We start from the raw sequence: 15,422 nt of genomic DNA, 5'->3' as shown, positions 1-15,422 counted from the left end.
TAGCGTCGGCAGGATGCCGAAGCGATTCGAGTTCTCGGCCGATTTCGACCATCCCGTCGCCCGGGTGCACGAGCTCCTGACCGACGAGGGCTACTGGCGTTCACGGATGCCGCCGCGGTCGCGCGGATCGGTGCGGGTGGACCGGACGTCCGACAACGACGGGTGTCCGCTCGTGACGGTGACGATGACCGAGACGGCCGACACCGACAAGTTCCCGGCCCTCGTGCGCAAGGTCGTTCGTGGTGAGATGCGGATGGAGCGGATCGACACGTGGCGCGCCGTGCACGACGATCGGGCGTCGGGGAGGCTCGCCGGGTCCGCCACCGGCATTCCCGTCACGATCGAGGGTGAGTACACCCTGCGCTCTCGCGTCCGCGGCTCCGTGCTGGATGTCCGTGGCACCGCCACCGTACGAATTCCGCTGGTGGGCAGCCAGATCGAACTCCTGGTGCGCCAGATGGTGTCACAGATGGTCGAGCGGGACCGCGCCGAGGCGCACCGTCACCTCGACGGACGATGACCGGACCTCAGTCGATCTCGACGTCGATCACCCGCGCGCCGGGCCCCTCGGTTCCCAACTCGTCGTGCGGGTTGGCCAGCGTGCAGCTCGCGAGGGACAGGCACCCGCACCCGATGCAGTTGGTGAGGTCGTCGCGCAGCCGGGTGAGCTGCTCGATCCGCCGGTCGAGATCGGCGTGCCACCGGCTCGACAACCGCGCCCAGTCGCTACGGGTCGGGGTGCGGCCGTCCGGCAGCGTGGAGAGCGCGTCGCGGATCTCGGCGAGGGGGATGCCGACCTTCTGGGACAGCCGGATGAACGCGACCCGGCGCAGCACGTCCCGCTTGTAGCGGCGCTGGTTCCCGCTGGTGCGTCGGCTCGAGATCAGGCCCTCGCGCTCGTAGAAGTGCAGCGCCGAGACCGCCACGCCACTGCGCTCGGAGAGCTGTCCGGGCGTCAGTTCCCGGGTGTTCCATTCGGGCATGTCCACGGCACTCGCCTTTCCTGAACCGACAACCTGAACAATACTCGAGGATCCCGGGTGCGGGGTGCCGACCTCGGCGCGCGGGACTACCGTTTACGCATGAGCGTGCGGGAGCCGTCCGAGCTGGGTGTCGACACCGAGGTGGGTGCGCTGCGGTCGGTGCTCCTGCATCGCCCCGGCGACGAACTACGACGCCTCACTCCCCGTAACAACGATCAACTGCTGTTCGACGGGCTGCCCTGGGTGGATCGCGCGCAGGACGAGCACGACGCGTTCGCGGACGTCCTGCGCGGCCGCGGAGTCGAGGTGCTGCTCCTGTCCGACCTGGTCACCGAGACCCTGACCACCAGCGGCGCCGCCCGGATGCAGGGCATCTCGGCAGCGGTCGACCCGCGCAAACTCGGACACGTGCTGGCACAGGACCTCGCGGCGCACCTGCGCGGAGTTCCGGCCGCCGAACTGTCGACGATCCTCACATCCGGGATGACGTTCGACGAGTTGCCGATCGGGACCGGTGCGGCCACCCCGTCGCTCGTGCGGCTGATGCATCACGGCGCGGATTTCGTGATCGACCCGCTGCCGAACCTGTTGTTCACGCGGGATTCGTCGTTCTGGATCGGCGGCCGGGTCGCGATCACGTCGCTCGCACTGCCGGCGCGGGTGCGTGAGGCGTCGCTGACCGATCTGATCTACGCGCACCATCCGCGGTTCCGTGGGGTGCGCCGGGCGTACGAGTCCCACACCGCGCCCGTCGAGGGCGGTGACGTCCTGCTGCTCGCACCGGGGGTCATCGCGGTCGGGGTGGGGGAGCGGACCACCCCGGCCGGTGCGGAGGCGTTGGCGCGCAGCGTGTTCGAGGACGGGCTGGCGCACACCGTCCTGGCCGTGCCGATCGAGCAGCGGCGCGCGTCGATGCACCTCGACACGGTGCTGACGATGGTCGACTCGGATGCCGTCGTGATGTATCCCGCCGTGCGGGACACCCTGTCGGCGTTCACCATTCGACGCGAGGACGGCGTCGTCGGGATCGGTGGACCCGAACCGTTCCTGGAGGCCGCGGCGGCCGCGATGGGCATCGGCAAGCTGCGGGTGATCGATACCGGGCTCGATCATGTGACCGCCGAACGCGAGCAGTGGGACGACGGCAACAACACCCTCGCGCTGGCCCCCGGCGTCGTGGTCGCGTACGAGCGCAACGTCGAGACGAACGCGCGGATGGAGGCCGCGGGCATCGAGGTCCTGCGGATCTCCGGCTCCGAGCTGGGATCGGGCCGGGGCGGACCGCGCTGTATGTCGTGTCCACTCGCGCGCGGTCCGCTGGACTGACCGACGGCTAGAGGATCTCGCGGACCTTCTCGTGGGGCCGCGCCAGGACGGTGCCGCGATCGGTGACCACGATCGGGCGTTCGATCAGGATCGGGTTGTCGACCATCGCGTCGAGCAGTTCGTCCTCGGAGGACTCGGCCAGCCCGAGTTCCTTGTACAGGGCCTCCTTCTTGCGGATCGCCTCGCTCGGGCGCAGGCCGGCGTCGTCGAGCAGCTTGCGCAGACCGTCGCGGGACGGCGGCGTCTCGAGGTACTTGACGACGGTCGGCTCGATGCCGGCCTCCTCGATGAGCTTCAACGTGTTCCGCGACGTGCTGCAGCGGGGATTGTGATAAATCGTTGCGGTCTTCGCCATGACAGCCATTCTGCACGGGGACAATGGGAGGGAACGCGTATGCATGTCGAATCCGAGTCGAGGAGTCCGCAATGACAGGTCGACGCATCGTCATCGCCGGAGGGCACGGCAAGATCGCCCGGCATCTGACCAAGTTGCTCACCGCGGCGGGGGACCGCGCGGTGGCGCTGATCCGCAATCCCGACCACGAGGGGCCGGTGCGCGCCCTCGGTGCCCTGCCCGAGATCGTCGACCTGGAACGGGCGACGGTCGACCAGGTCGCGGAGTTGCTGCACGACGCCGATGCGGTCGTGTTCGCGGCGGGCGCGGGTCCGGGTAGTGGAGTCGCACGAAAGGACACCGTCGACCGCGGCGCGGCGGTGCTGGTCGCCGATGCCGCCGAACAGGCCGGGGTCCGGCGGTTCGTGCAGATCAGCTCGTTCGGTGCGGGCGAGCCTGTGCCACCGGGCACGGACGAGGTCTTCGCCGCGTATCTCGCGGCGAAGACCGCCGCCGAGGACGACCTGCGGCGGCGCGAGGGGCTGGACTGGACCATCCTGCGCCCCGGCGGGCTCACCGACGACGAGCCGACCGGGGAAGTGACGCTCACCGCACCGCCACTCGAACGCGGCACCGTTCCCCGTGCCGATGTCGCGGCTGTGATCGCGGCGTTGGTGGCGCCCCGCTCGGACGGCGGCGCGCCCCGGGCGGTGGGCCGGACGTTGATGCTCACGAAAGGTCCGATTCCGATCCAGGAGGCCGTAGCCGCGTTACCGTGAGTTCACCGGAGCGAACGGCCGCGGGACATGAGATGAAAGGGATTCAGTGGACATCGAGATCGACCACGACTCGACGACGCCGCCGTTCGAGCAGTTGCGGGTGCGCATCCTCGAACTCGTACACAACGAGGAGTTGGTGGCCGGCGCCAAGATTCCGACGGTCCGCAAGCTCGCGTCCGACCTCGGCATAGCGCCGAACACGGTCGCCCGCACCTACCGCGAGCTCGAACAGCTCGGGGTCATCGAGACTCGCGGACGGCTCGGTTCGTTCATCGCGGCGTCCGGGGATCCGACCCGGACCAAGGCTCAGCAGGCCGCCACTGACTACGTCGCGGCGGTTCGCCGCATGGGGATTTCCGACGCCGATGCCACGGCCTTCGTGGCGACCGCGTTGAAGGGTGCGTGATCGGTTTGGTTGACGCTTCAACTTAAACGTGTCAGAGTGGTTCCACCCGACAGCGCGCGTCCCCCTTCTCTGCGCGTGTCCCACCACCTTCGAGGACTCTCATGAATTCCACCGCATTCCGCGACGCCACCCTGCTCATCGCCCGGATCGGCATCGGTGTCATCTTCATCGCCCACGGCTGGCAGAAATTCTTCGACTGGGGCATCGACGGCACGCAGGCGGCGTTCGTGGGCATGGACATTCCGCTCGCCGACGTCTCCGCGATCGTCGCCGCCACGATCGAGCTCGTCGGCGGCATCGCACTGCTCATCGGCTTCGCGACCCGGATCGCCGGCGTACTGCTGTTCCTGAACATGGCTGGGGCGTTCTTCCTCGTCCACGTCGACAAGGGAATCTTCGTCGGCGACGGCGGCTTCGAACTGGTCCTCGCGCTCGGTGTCGCGTCGCTGCTGATCGCGGGCGTCGGAGCGGGCCGGCTCAGCGTCGATGCGGTGGTCGGCAAGAACTCCCGGGGCGTCCTGTCCGCCGGCTGATCTCTGTGCCGCAGGCACCCGGGACGTCGCCACGACGCCCGGGTGCTTGCTTTTGCCGGTCCGGATGAGCACCGTGTGAGGAATGGCAGGCGCACGCGAGCTGTCCGGGACCGATCGTGTCGTGTTCGGCGTGGCCGCGAGCGCCGTTGCCGCCATCGTCGTGTGGGGTCTCGCGGCACCCGACAACCTCGAATCGGTGACCGGCGACATGCTCGACTGGCTGGTCACAAATCTGGGCTGGCTGTTCGTCATCGCCGCGTCCGCGTTCGTGATCTTCACGCTGTGGCTCGCCGCGAGCCGGTACGGCCGCATCCCGCTCGGCAAGGACGGAGAGAAGCCGGAGTTCACCACCGTCAGCTGGATCGCGATGATGTTCAGCGCCGGCATGGGTATCGGTTTGATGTTCTTCGGAGTGGCCGAACCACTGGCCCACTTCGTCGATCCGCCACCGGGAACCGACGGTGGCGTCGGAACTGCCATGGCCACCACGATGTTCCACTGGAGTCTGCACCCGTGGTCGATCTACGCGGTGATGGGGCTCGCCATCGCATACGGCACCTATCGGCGGGGCCGACCGCAGTTGATCAGCGCGGCCTTCTTCCCGCTGCTGGGCCGGCGGAGCGAGGGGCCGATCGGTCGGGTCATCGACATCCTCGCGATCTTCGCCACGATGTTCGGCACCGCCGCGTCCCTGGGGCTGGGCGCGCTGCAGATCGGCTCCGGGCTCGAGGTGGTCGGCTGGATGGGCGAGGTCGGCACGCTGCTGCTGGTCGCGGTGGTCGCCGTCCTCACCCTCGCGTTCGTCGCGTCGGCGGTGTCCGGGGTCGCGAAGGGAATCCAGTGGCTCTCCAACACCAACATGGTGCTGGCGCTGATCCTCGCGGTGTTCGTGTTCGTCCTCGGGCCGACCGTCCTGATCCTCAACCTGATCCCGACGACCATCGGCAACTATGCGGCCGACCTCGCCGCGATGTCCGCCCGCACCGCGGCGTCGAGCAACCCCGAGACGGCGGAGTGGCTGTCGTCGTGGACGATCTTCTACTGGGCGTGGTGGATCTCCTGGACCCCGTTCGTCGGGATGTTCCTCGCCCGGATCAGCCGCGGTCGCAGCATCCGGCAGTTCGTCGTCGGGGTGATCCTGATCCCCAGCCTGGTCAGTCTGCTGTGGTTCGCGGTGTTCGGCGGTGCCGGCATCAACGAACAGCGCGAAGGCATCGACCTCGCCGGCCGCGACACCACCGAGAGTCAACTGTTCGGGATGCTCGAACACCTGCCGCTCTTCGGGATCACGACCGTCCTCGTGATGATCCTCGTCGCCATCTTCTTCGTCTCCGGGGCCGACGCCGCGTCCATGGTGATGGGCACGCTGTCACAGCGTGGTTCGCTCGCGCCCGCGCGCTGGGTGGTCGTCTTCTGGGGCACGCTCACCGGTGGGGTCGCCGCGTTGATCCTCTGGACCGGTGGCGCCGACGCACTCAACGGGCTGCAGACCATGACGATCATCGCCGCCGCGCCGTTCGTGATCGTCATGATCGGCCTGTGCATTTCCCTGTACCGGGACCTGGCCCGCGATCCGTTGATCCTCGCCGAACGGAAGGAACGGCAACTGTCGGTGCGGGCCCGGCGGCGCTGGTCCTGACGTCCGCGGTCAGGGCCTCTCGACGACCATCGACAGCACCCGCGGGAGCGGCGTCCAGTCCGTGGACACGATGCTCGCCGAGCGCCCCGCGAGTTCGGTGACCCGACCGCGCGCGGCATCCTCGGCCGGGGCAACCGCGTCGAGCGCCGGCGTCGCGGCGTGGGCGTCGGTCATCACCACCAGGTACCCGTTGTCGCGGTACCAGCGCATGTCGATCCCGTCGGCGGCGAAGGCACTCGCGTCCCCGTCGAACACGACGAACCACGGCCGCAGATCCTCGTCGTAGCGCGTGACGCGAGGATCGCCGGGCTGCGCCTTGTGCACCGCCGGGAAAGCCGTCGCCAGACCCAGGCCGCCGACGCGTGCCAGGTCCCGCAGGTGTGTCGCGTACGCGCGGTCGGTCCACCAGTGATCCAGGGGATTCACTTCCTGCACGGTGCCGGGGATCAGCTCGAACAGGAACTTGCCGTGTAGTTCGCTCCGGTCCGGCCAGCCGCCGGTCCGGACCGCGTCGTCGAGGGTCGTCGCTCCGGACTCGGCGACGAGATCGCCCGGCCCGAACACCGCGTCGCCGAGGTGAGTACGGACCAGGGCGTCGAACTCGCGCGGACCGCGGCCCAGCGGCGCGGTGAACCCGTCCTTCATCTCGACCTTGACCATGACCGGTGGGTGAGAGGGGTTGGCGTCGTGCCACGCACGCAGATCGGCCAGACACCCGCCGAGGGACTGGTCGCGCGCGCCGGTCCGCAACTGTGCCGCCGACGTCGCGCCCGCACAGTTGTTGTCGTTGGCGACCGGATTCGAATGCGACACGCGCCAATCCGGCCCGACCGCGTTGGTCCACACGTCGAGTTCGATCATGCCGGTCCCGGCGTCCAGTGCGTCCGCGAGGAACGCGTAGCGATGCTTCTCGAACGTGTTGTGCACCCCTACCGACGTGACGTCGGAGTACCGCGGAGCGTCGTCCCGGCCCGAATCGGCCTGCGCGACCGGCACACCGGACAAGAGGAGCAGGGCGACGACGGACACGGCCCCGGTGAGGGAGACCCGAAACCTGGACATCCGGTGCACACTACCCAGCCGGGCGGGTGCTGTCGGAGGAACGAAGGATCCGACAGGTCAGCGCCAGCTCGGCAGCCACAGTTGCTGCTGCCACAACTCCGGGCTGATCGGCACCGCCGTCAGGATCGGCCACAGCCACACGAAGTTCGCCACCACCAGGCCCAGATACAGACACACCGCAAGCAGCCCGGTGCCACGGCGCTCGGCGGAATCCTTCGCGGTGCCGAGTATCTCGCCGAGAACCAGGGCGATCGCCATGACCAGGAACGGTGCGAGCGCGACCGCGTAGAAGTAGTACATCTGCCGGTCCAAGGTGACGAACCAGGGCAGGAACGCGGCCGCGTAGCCGGTGAGGACCGTCGCGTACCGCCAGTCGCGGCTCACGAACGTCCGCCACAGAGCCCACGCCAGGACGGGCAGCGCGAGCCACCACATCGCGGGGGTGCCGATGAGCATGACGGCCTTGACACACGTCGGGCCCCCGCAGCCGGACACCTGCTCGCCCTCGGCGAAGTAGTAGAGCATCGGCCGCAGGCCCATCGGCCACGTCCAGGGCTTCGACTCCCACGGGTGGACATTGCCGGCCGAATTGGTCAGTCCCGAATGGAACTCGAGGACCTTGGCGCTGTAGTACCAGAGTGAACGCAGCGCATCGGGGACGAACGAGAAGGTACCGCCGGTGCCGATCTGATTGCCCGCCGCGTGCCGGTCCACCCCGGTTTCGCTCGCGAACCACGCCCAATAGGTCGCGAGGTACACCCCGAGCGGGACGAGTACCAGCGCGTACAGGGACGGGCCGATGTCGCGGACCGCCGTCCCGACCCATGGCCGCCGAACCCCGTAGGCACGCCGGGCGGACACGTCGAACGCGACACAGAGCAGGCCGAAGAACGCGATGATGTAGAGCCCGGACCACTTGGTGCCGCAGGCGAGCCCGAGCATGATACCCGCGCCGAACCGCCACCAGCGCACCCCGAGCCGGGGGCCGAGGTCACTGACACCGATCCGGCCCTCCGCCCGCACCCGGGCCATCCGTTCGCGCACCTGGTCGCGGTCCACCACGAGGCAGCCGAGCGCCGCGACGGTGAACAGGGCCAGGAAGATGTCGAGCATGCCGAGTCGGGACGAGACGAACGAGACGCCGTCGACGATCATCAGGAGCCCGGCGATCGCGCCGACCAGGGTGGAGCGGGTCATGCGCCGCACGATCCGGACCACGAGCAGTACCAGGATCGTTCCGGCGACCGCCGACGCGAAGCGCCATCCCCACGCGTTGTAGCCGAAGATCGCCTCGCCGAGTGCGATCAACTGCTTGCCGACCGGGGGATGCACCACCAGGCCGTAGCCGGGGTTGTCCTCGATGCCGCCGCCGGTGAGGATCTGCCAGCCCTGGGGCACGTAGTGCTTCTCGTCGAACACGGGCGTGCCCGCGTCCGTCGGGTAGTTCAGCATCGTGAACCGGGTGATCGCGGCCAGCGCGGCGATCACCAGCGACACGACCCAACCACGTAGTCGGTCCGTCGGGCCGAAGTCCGGGTCCGGCGCGAGCGGCGCCGGACTCACCTTGCGGACACTGCCGGACGGCGGCATGGGGCGCTCGTCCGTCAGCTGGGTCACGTGTCGATCGTAGGCTGTCCCCCATGACTGGTCGCCTCGTCCTTGCCGCAACTCCGATGGGCGACGTCGGTGACGCCTCCGAACGACTGCGCGCGGCGCTCGGTTCCGCCGACGTCGTCGCCGCGGAGGACACTCGCCGCACCAAGTCGCTGGCCGCCGCACTGGGAGTCACGATCACCGGGCGGGTCGTCAGTTTCTACGACCAGGTCGAGGTCACCCGACTGCCTGTGCTCGTCGCCGACATCGAGGAGGGGAAGACGGTCCTGCTGGTGACCGACGCCGGCATGCCGTCGGTCAGCGACCCCGGATACCGATTGGTGGCGGCGTGCGTCGAGAAGGACCTGCCGGTGACCTGCCTGCCGGGTCCGTCCGCGGTCACCACCGCGCTCGCGTTGTCCGGGTTGCCGGTGGAGCGGTTCTGCTTCGACGGATTCCCGCCACGCAAGCAGGGGCAGCGGCGCACCTGGTTCGAAGGACTGCGCACCGAGGCCCGCGCGTGCGTGTTCTTCGAGGCACCGCACCGCCTGGCCGCGTGCCTGGCCGACGCGGTGGAGGTCCTGGGCGGCGAGCGCCGCGCCGCGGTGTGCCGTGAGCTGACCAAGACGTACGAGGAGGTGCGTCGCGGCACGCTCGCCGAACTCGCGGAGTGGGCCGTCGAAGGCGCGCGGGGCGAGATCACCGTCGTGTTGGAGGGCGCGCAGCCGGTGTCGGCCGATCCGGAGGACCTGGTCGCGGAGGTGGAACGACTGGTGGCCGACGGGATACGTCTCAAGGACGCGTGCGCGCAGGTTGCTGCGGAGTCGTCGCCGGGAGTGTCGAAGCGAGAGTTGTACGAGACGGTGCTCGCGGCTCGGCGGGACTGAGTCCTCGCGGTCCGTCCGCCGGTCACCGATCCGGCCGGATGCTCGGAATCCGAGCTGCCCCCGCCGACCCCCGACGGGTCACTCACCCGCGGGTGGGACTTCGACCGAAGTCGAAGTCCCACCCGACGGGGTGGCGGCCGCATCGGCGGGGGCCGCACCCAACAGCACCATCAGGCCCACTGTCGCGGCGATGATCAGACCGGCAGCGACTGCAGGCGGCGTCTTGGCCGTCAGTCTGGTCGCTCGTTCGATCATCTCGCGCTCCTTCACCGTGGCGTGGCACCGGCAGGGACTACCCCTCGTCCAACTCAGCCCCAACCGGCGACCGCGCCGCCGGCGCAGGGCCGTTGTGCGTCGATGTCGACTTTGCCCCGCTTCGCCCCACAGGAAAACCGAAAGGTCCGCATCGGGGGCTATCATCGCAGTTCGCGGGTGGTGAGGAATTAATCCGCAGCGGAATTCCGCAGGCCCGCGGAAGCGCCGAACAGGTCGAATTGGTGGAAGCGGTCGGGGACCGAAGGAGGGTGCGCGGGCGATGACGTCCGATACGGGACAGACGCCGGAGGCGGAGCGGTCGGGTGCGCAGGCACGGCTGTTCTTCGCCGACCAGTTGCGCCTGCTGTTCGCGACCGCGGGCGGTCCGCCGCTCAAGAAGGTCGTCACCGAGGCGTCGACCCTGACCCGGTCGATGGGTGGCGACAAGCCCGCTTCCGTCCAGCGCGTCAGCGACTGGCGTTCGGGCAAACGGATGCCCGCGACGTTCGAATCCGTGCGCCCGGTGCTGGCCGTGCTGATCCGGATGGCTCGGCCGCTCCACGGCGGACCCCCGCCGACCGACGGGCTCTTCTCGATGCGTCAGTGGGAGACGTGGTGGCGTAGCGCCAACGCGGTCCAGCAGGGACGCGCGGCCGCCGCGGGCGCCGAGTCGTCGGTACCGGTCCTGCCCGCCGGAGTCCGGCCCTATCGAGGTCTGGCGCCGTACCGCGAGAAGGACGAGCGGCTGTTCTTCGGTCGCCGTCACAGCGTGAGCGCACTCGTCGGCGCGGTGCTGTCGGCGCAGGGCCAGGGACTGGTCGTCGTCACCGGCGCCTCGGGGGTCGGCAAGTCGTCGTTCGTCCAGGCGGGCCTGATCCCGGAACTGCGGGGTCACGATCGGGAGGGCGGCAGGGCCACTTTCGCGCCGGTCGTCTTCACACCCGGCGCCCATCCGCTCGCGGCCCTCGTCACCGCGGTCCCGGAACTCGGCGACTGTGTCGCGGAGCCGGACCACCAGCAGGTCGAGTCCGCGCTCGCGGAAGCCGCGGTGCGGATGCAGGGAAACCAGCTCCTGCTCGTGATCGACCAGATCGAGGAACTCTTCACCCAGTGCACGGACTCGGACGAGCGGGCCCGGTTCCTCACGATTCTGGACTTCGCCGCGACGGCTCGCGCAGGCTCGGAGCCGTCGGAGACCGCGTCGGCGGTCGCGACGATGCGTTCCGACTTCTACGCGCAGGCCCTCGCGTACCCGGTGCTGGCGCGGGCACTCGAACAGCGCAGCAAAGCGGTGTCGCCGCTGCTTCGTGAGGACGTCGTCGAGGTCATCACCCAGCCGGCGCGGATGATCGGGCTCAAGTTGGAGCCGGGCCTGGTCGATCTGATCCTCAACGACCTCGGGGTGCTGACCGCCGGTGAGGGCAGCGGAACCGTCCTGCCGCTCGTCTCGCACCTGCTCGACACGATGTGGGAGCGGCGGCGCGGAGGCCAGCTGACGATCGCGAACTACCGGGCAACCGGAGGCGTGCTGGGTTCGATCGCGGCAGCCGCCGAACGAGCCTGGGAACAGCTCGACGAGCAGGGCCGCGTCCTGGCGAGGGCGATGATGGTCCACCTCGTCTACGTCACCAGCACCGGCACCGACGTCAAGATCCGGCGGACCCTGAGCCAGCTCGTGGCCTTCGAGAGCAACGACACCGGCGCCGGGCGTCGCGTCATCGACCACTTCGTCAACGCGCGGGTCCTCGTGGTCGACGGCGACGACGTCGAACTCATCCACGACGCGGTGATCGACACGTGGCCCCGGCTCAAGACCTGGATCCAGGAGGACCGCTCGTACTCGGCGCTGCGGCAGCAGGTCGAGACCGATGCCGTGCACTGGGAGCACGCCGACCGCAACCACAGCCTGCTCTACCACCGCGGTCGGCTCGACCTGCTCGCCGAGCACGCCGCGAACCGAGCGGACAGCGCGGCCGCGGCGGCACCGGGCGGGATCGCGGCGGTCGCGGCGTCGTTGACGCCCGCGGCCGAGGACTTCCTCGAATCGTCGGAACGGCAGGTCCGTCGACAGGCATGGATTCAGCGGACCGTGATGGCCGCGCTCGCGTTCTCCACCGTCGTCGCCATCGTGATGGGTGCGATGGCGCTGGGGGCGAAGTCCCGTGCCGAGAGCGAGCGCAGCACCGCCCAGTTCCAGCAGGTGGTCGCCTTGGCGGACGCCCTGCGTGACACCGACCCGACCACCGCGGCCCAATTGTCGCTCGCGGCCTGGCAGATGCGACCCGACAACGCCGACGCCTTCACCCGACTGGTCGCGACGGAGAACACGCCGATCTCCCGGACCCTGCCCGGTCACACCGGGCCGATCTACGGGGTCGCGATCTCGTCCGACGGGCGCACACTGGCCACCGCGAGCGATGACCGCTCGGTGCGGCTGTGGGATTTCACCGACCGCTCCGCGCCCGCGCCACTCGGCGCCGAACTCACCGGGCCCGATCAGTACATGGCGTCGGTGTCGTTCAGCCGCGACGGTCGGCTCCTCGCGGCGGGCAGTGGCGACGGCACCATGTGGATCTGGGACGTCACCGACCGATCGGCGCCGCGGCCGCTGCTCTCGGGACTGCGCACCGCACCCGGCGCCGTGCACAACGTCCGCTTCAGTCCCGACGGTCGGCTCCTCGCGGCCCCGCACGACGACGGCACCGTCACCTTGTTCGACACGTCCGCCCCGAATTCCGGACAGTTCCCGACGTGGACCATCCGGGGGCATTCCGGCGCCGTGCGGACGGTGTCGTTCCGGGACAACTCGGTGCTGGCGACGTCGAGTGACGACCGCACCGTGAAGGTGTGGGACATCGCCGATCCCGCCCGACCGGTGCAGTTGGGGTCCGAGCTGTCGGGCTTCGACGACGTCGTGCACTCGGTGGCGTTCAGTCCGGACGGCCGCAATCTCGCGGCCAGCAGCGACGACGGGTTGATTCGGATGTTCGATGCGGCCGACGTTGCCGCGATCCGTCCGGTGGGCGCTCCCGTGCAGGCACACACGGGTGGCATCTGGACCATCGCTTTCGCGGCCGACGGCGAGACACTCGCGAGCGCGTCGTGGGACGGGACGACGAAACTGTGGTCGGTGGACCCGGCCAACCGCACTCTGCACGAGTTGCGGCCGAGTCTGAGCGGGAACGGCGGTGGGGTCCCGGCGCTGGCGCTGTCGCCGGACGGCGGCACGATCGTCACCGGTGGACAGGATTCGCTGGTGCGGGTGTGGACATTGCCGGGTGGCACGGTTCCGGTGTCGGATTCGTCGATGACGTTGCCGTCGATGAATCGTGACGGGTCCTTGCTCGCGACCGCGGGATACGACTCGGCGGTGCGGCTGTGGTCGGTGGACCGGCACGGCCAGATCGAGCGGGCGGGGGTCATCGACGTGCCACGCCCGTTGGGCGGCGCCAATGTCGCGGTGCTCTCGCCGGACGGTCGGATCCTCGCGACCACGCAGACCTCGGGTGGGCGCGTCCAGTTGTGGGACGTGCAGAACCCGCAGCGGCCGGTGCCGATGGGCCCGCCCATCTCGACGGCGACCCGTTTCACGTGGGAGATGGCGTTCAGCCCCGACGGCAGGACTCTCGCGATCGGGGACGACGACTTCCGGGTCGCGCTGTGGAACATCGAGGATCCGTCCGCTCCGGTAGTGCGCGGGCCGAGCCTCGTGGGCCCGCACAACCTGGTGCGCAGCGCCGTGTTCAGCCCCGGCGGCGACGTCCTCGTCGTGGCCAGCGCCGACGGTGACATCCACGCCTGGGATGTCACCGATCCGTCCGCGCCGCAGCCTCGCCCGGTCGGGGAGGGCGGACACCACGGCGGCGTGAACTCGCTCGCATTCAGTCCGGACGGCTCCACGTTGGTCACCGCGAGTGACGATCACACCCTGCTGCTGTGGGACAGGAACGCCGACGGCGGGTTCACTCCGCGCGCCGCGGCGATGACCGGACACACCGGGACGGTCTACAGCGTCGCGTTCAGTGCGGACGGATCGCACGTGGTCAGCGGTAGCGACGACGGTTCGGTCCGGCTGTGGAGCGTCGACCGGGGCAGTGGCGGCGAGGCGGTCGGTGGTCCGCTGACGACGATCGGGACGGGGCGCTGGCAGGTGACGTTCCTGCCGCACTCCTCCGTCGTGATCGCGGGTGGCGGCGACGGCGTGCTGCGGACGTGGCGACTCGACGCCGACACGGTGACCGAGCGGATCTGTTCGGCTACTTCGGAACTGACTCGGGACCGGCCGGCGCACTTCGAGATGCCGGAGTCCGGTCGAGGTGCGTGCGCGCCGGAGTGAGCGTGACGATGCTGGCGGCCTTGTCGAGGCATTCCTGCCACTCGGCGTCGGGATCGGAGTCGATGGTGATGCCCCCGCCGACACCGAGCGCGACGCCGCCGGTCGCGTCGAACTCGACGGTGCGGATCGCGACATTCAGTTCGAGCCCCGCGATCGGGCTGTGCATGCCGACCGTGCCGCAGTAGACGCCGCGAGGGTCGGGCTCCCAACCGCAGAGCAGTTGTCGGGCAGAGTGTTTGGGGCAGCCGGTGACGGAGGCCGGGGGGAACGCGGCGTCCAGCAGTTCGGGGGTGTCGACGGTTTCGGGCACCGTGGCCGACACCGTGGACACCAGATGCCACACGCCGGGCGCGGGCTTGACCCGGAGCAGGTCGGTGACCCGTACCGAACCCGGATCGGCCACCCGTCCCAGGTCGTTGCGGACCAGGTCGACGATCATCACGTTCTCGGCGACATCCTTGACCGAACGGCGAAGCGCGGCAGGATCTTCGCTGAGGGGGAGGGTGCCCTTGATGGGGCTCGAGGTGACGGCTCCGGACCGTCGGGACAGGAACAGTTCCGGTGACAGCGACGCCACCGCGCCCCAGGTTCCCTCGACGAACGCGGCCCGGCTGGGTCGGGTCTTCTCCACGGCGTCGGTGAAGAAGTCGACGGGCGCACCCGAGCCGGTGCCGTGGAATCGCGCGCAGACGCACGCCTGGTAGACATCCCCGCGGGCGATCGCGTCGAGGCAGTCCTCGACACCGCGACGGTGCGCGCGCCGATCCGGGGTGATCCAGCCGATGTGCCACGGCCGCGGCTGCGCGTCGGGCTTACGTACCGCCGCCGCCAGGTCGTCGGGGCAGGGCAGGTCGGTGAGGCTCTCGAACCACCAGCAACCCGAAGCGTCCAGCCGCAGAACGTGATCCGTCCAGCCTCCGGCAGCCTCCGGCAACACGCCCGTTCGGTCGGGGTAGGCGCGGTAGCCGATCCAGCCGCCGCCGATCAGTGGGCCGTCGGGTGCGGGTGTTGCATGTGAGGCGGACGCCGGGAAGGTGAACGCGGTCTCGGGCGGGCACGAGACCGCCTGCACGCTGGGTGCGATCACGGCGGCGGCGTCGAACCAGTGGCCGATCAGGCCGGCCGGCGGTGGAAGCTGCCGCGCGACAGCCCGCCGAGCCAGTGCGCGGAACACGGCGGCGGCACTGCCGCCGTTTCCGAGTCGCTCGATCCGCATCGGTCCAGCTTTCCATGGGGCTGCGCCTCCGCCGACATCGGTCCACGGTGATTTCGCTCCGATCTGCACCGGG

14 protein-coding genes are annotated in these 15,422 nt (G+C 69.6%); 8 read left to right on the top strand and 6 right to left on the bottom strand.

The features are described from left to right. Positions 1–13: 13 nt before the first annotated feature. Positions 14–520, top strand: coding sequence for a DUF2505 domain-containing protein (locus AC1RIF_RS01735; protein ID WP_492599645.1), 507 nt, complete (start codon positions 14–16; stop codon positions 518–520). Between the two features lie 7 nt (positions 521–527). Here the strand turns inward: AC1RIF_RS01735 and soxR are convergent, their stop codons facing one another. Further along, entirely contained in the window at positions 528–989 is a 462-nt protein-coding gene (gene soxR / locus AC1RIF_RS01730; protein ID WP_492599644.1) for a redox-sensitive transcriptional activator SoxR, read from the bottom strand. Positions 990–1,082: 93 nt separating this feature from the next. Between soxR and AC1RIF_RS01725 the strand changes: the two genes are divergently transcribed. Next, a complete protein-coding gene (locus AC1RIF_RS01725; protein WP_492599643.1) occupies positions 1,083–2,309 on the top strand; it encodes an arginine deiminase in 1,227 nt (408 codons plus the stop codon). 7 nt (positions 2,310–2,316) lie between these two features. Here AC1RIF_RS01725 and arsC read toward each other — a convergent pair whose 3' ends face one another. Further along, positions 2,317–2,664: an arsenate reductase (glutaredoxin) gene (gene arsC, locus AC1RIF_RS01720; protein ID WP_492599642.1), complete on the bottom strand. Its 348-nt coding sequence runs from the start codon at positions 2,662–2,664 to the stop codon at positions 2,317–2,319. 71 nt (positions 2,665–2,735) lie between these two features. Between arsC and AC1RIF_RS01715 the strand changes: the two genes are divergently transcribed. The 4 genes from AC1RIF_RS01715 (at position 2,736) to AC1RIF_RS01700 (ending at position 6,000) form a co-directional block, all read left to right on the top strand. After that, entirely contained in the window at positions 2,736–3,422 is a 687-nt protein-coding gene (locus tag AC1RIF_RS01715) for an SDR family oxidoreductase (protein ID WP_492599641.1), read from the top strand. A 46-nt stretch (positions 3,423–3,468) separates the two neighbouring features. Further along, a complete protein-coding gene (locus AC1RIF_RS01710) occupies positions 3,469–3,828 on the top strand; it encodes a GntR family transcriptional regulator (RefSeq protein ID WP_492599640.1) in 360 nt (119 codons plus the stop codon). 101 nt (positions 3,829–3,929) lie between these two features. Beyond that, entirely contained in the window at positions 3,930–4,361 is a 432-nt protein-coding gene (locus tag AC1RIF_RS01705) for a DoxX family protein (protein ID WP_492599639.1), read from the top strand. 82 nt (positions 4,362–4,443) lie between these two features. Next, entirely contained in the window at positions 4,444–6,000 is a 1,557-nt protein-coding gene (locus tag AC1RIF_RS01700) for a BCCT family transporter (RefSeq protein WP_492599638.1), read from the top strand. 9 nt (positions 6,001–6,009) lie between these two features. Here AC1RIF_RS01700 and AC1RIF_RS01695 read toward each other — a convergent pair whose 3' ends face one another. Both AC1RIF_RS01695 and AC1RIF_RS01690 read right to left on the bottom strand, forming a co-directional pair. Further along, positions 6,010–7,062, bottom strand: a complete 1,053-nt coding sequence (locus AC1RIF_RS01695; protein ID WP_492599637.1) for a phosphatidylinositol-specific phospholipase C domain-containing protein — start codon at positions 7,060–7,062, stop codon at positions 6,010–6,012. 57 nt (positions 7,063–7,119) lie between these two features. Next, positions 7,120–8,652, bottom strand: a complete 1,533-nt coding sequence (locus AC1RIF_RS01690; RefSeq protein ID WP_492600114.1) for a dolichyl-phosphate-mannose--protein mannosyltransferase — start codon at positions 8,650–8,652, stop codon at positions 7,120–7,122. A 50-nt stretch (positions 8,653–8,702) separates the two neighbouring features. Between AC1RIF_RS01690 and rsmI the strand changes: the two genes are divergently transcribed. Then, complete coding sequence (rsmI, locus tag AC1RIF_RS01685) at positions 8,703–9,542, top strand: 16S rRNA (cytidine(1402)-2'-O)-methyltransferase (RefSeq protein ID WP_492599636.1); 840 nt, start codon at positions 8,703–8,705, stop codon at positions 9,540–9,542. A gap of 78 nt (positions 9,543–9,620) precedes the next feature. Here the strand turns inward: rsmI and AC1RIF_RS01680 are convergent, their stop codons facing one another. Beyond that, positions 9,621–9,797: a hypothetical protein gene (locus AC1RIF_RS01680; RefSeq protein WP_492599635.1), complete on the bottom strand. Its 177-nt coding sequence runs from the start codon at positions 9,795–9,797 to the stop codon at positions 9,621–9,623. 280 nt (positions 9,798–10,077) lie between these two features. Here AC1RIF_RS01680 and AC1RIF_RS01675 point away from each other — a divergent pair, with 280 nt between their 5' ends. Continuing rightward, on the top strand, positions 10,078–14,133 hold the full coding sequence (locus AC1RIF_RS01675; protein WP_492599634.1) for an nSTAND1 domain-containing NTPase: 4,056 nt from the start codon (positions 10,078–10,080) through the stop codon (positions 14,131–14,133). Here the strand turns inward: AC1RIF_RS01675 and AC1RIF_RS01670 are convergent. After that, the gene (locus tag AC1RIF_RS01670) at positions 14,054–15,349 is read right to left on the bottom strand and encodes an aminodeoxychorismate synthase component I (RefSeq protein ID WP_492599633.1); all 1,296 of its coding nucleotides are present in this window, start codon (positions 15,347–15,349) and stop codon (positions 14,054–14,056) included. The genes AC1RIF_RS01675 and AC1RIF_RS01670 overlap by 80 nt on opposite strands. Positions 15,350–15,422 lie beyond the last annotated feature (73 nt).

The organism is Prescottella sp. GW823-FHT02E09 (genome assembly GCF_058797375.1).
The sequence above is the reverse complement of the archived record's forward strand: the minus strand, read 5'-3'. Positions and strand labels throughout refer to the sequence as shown.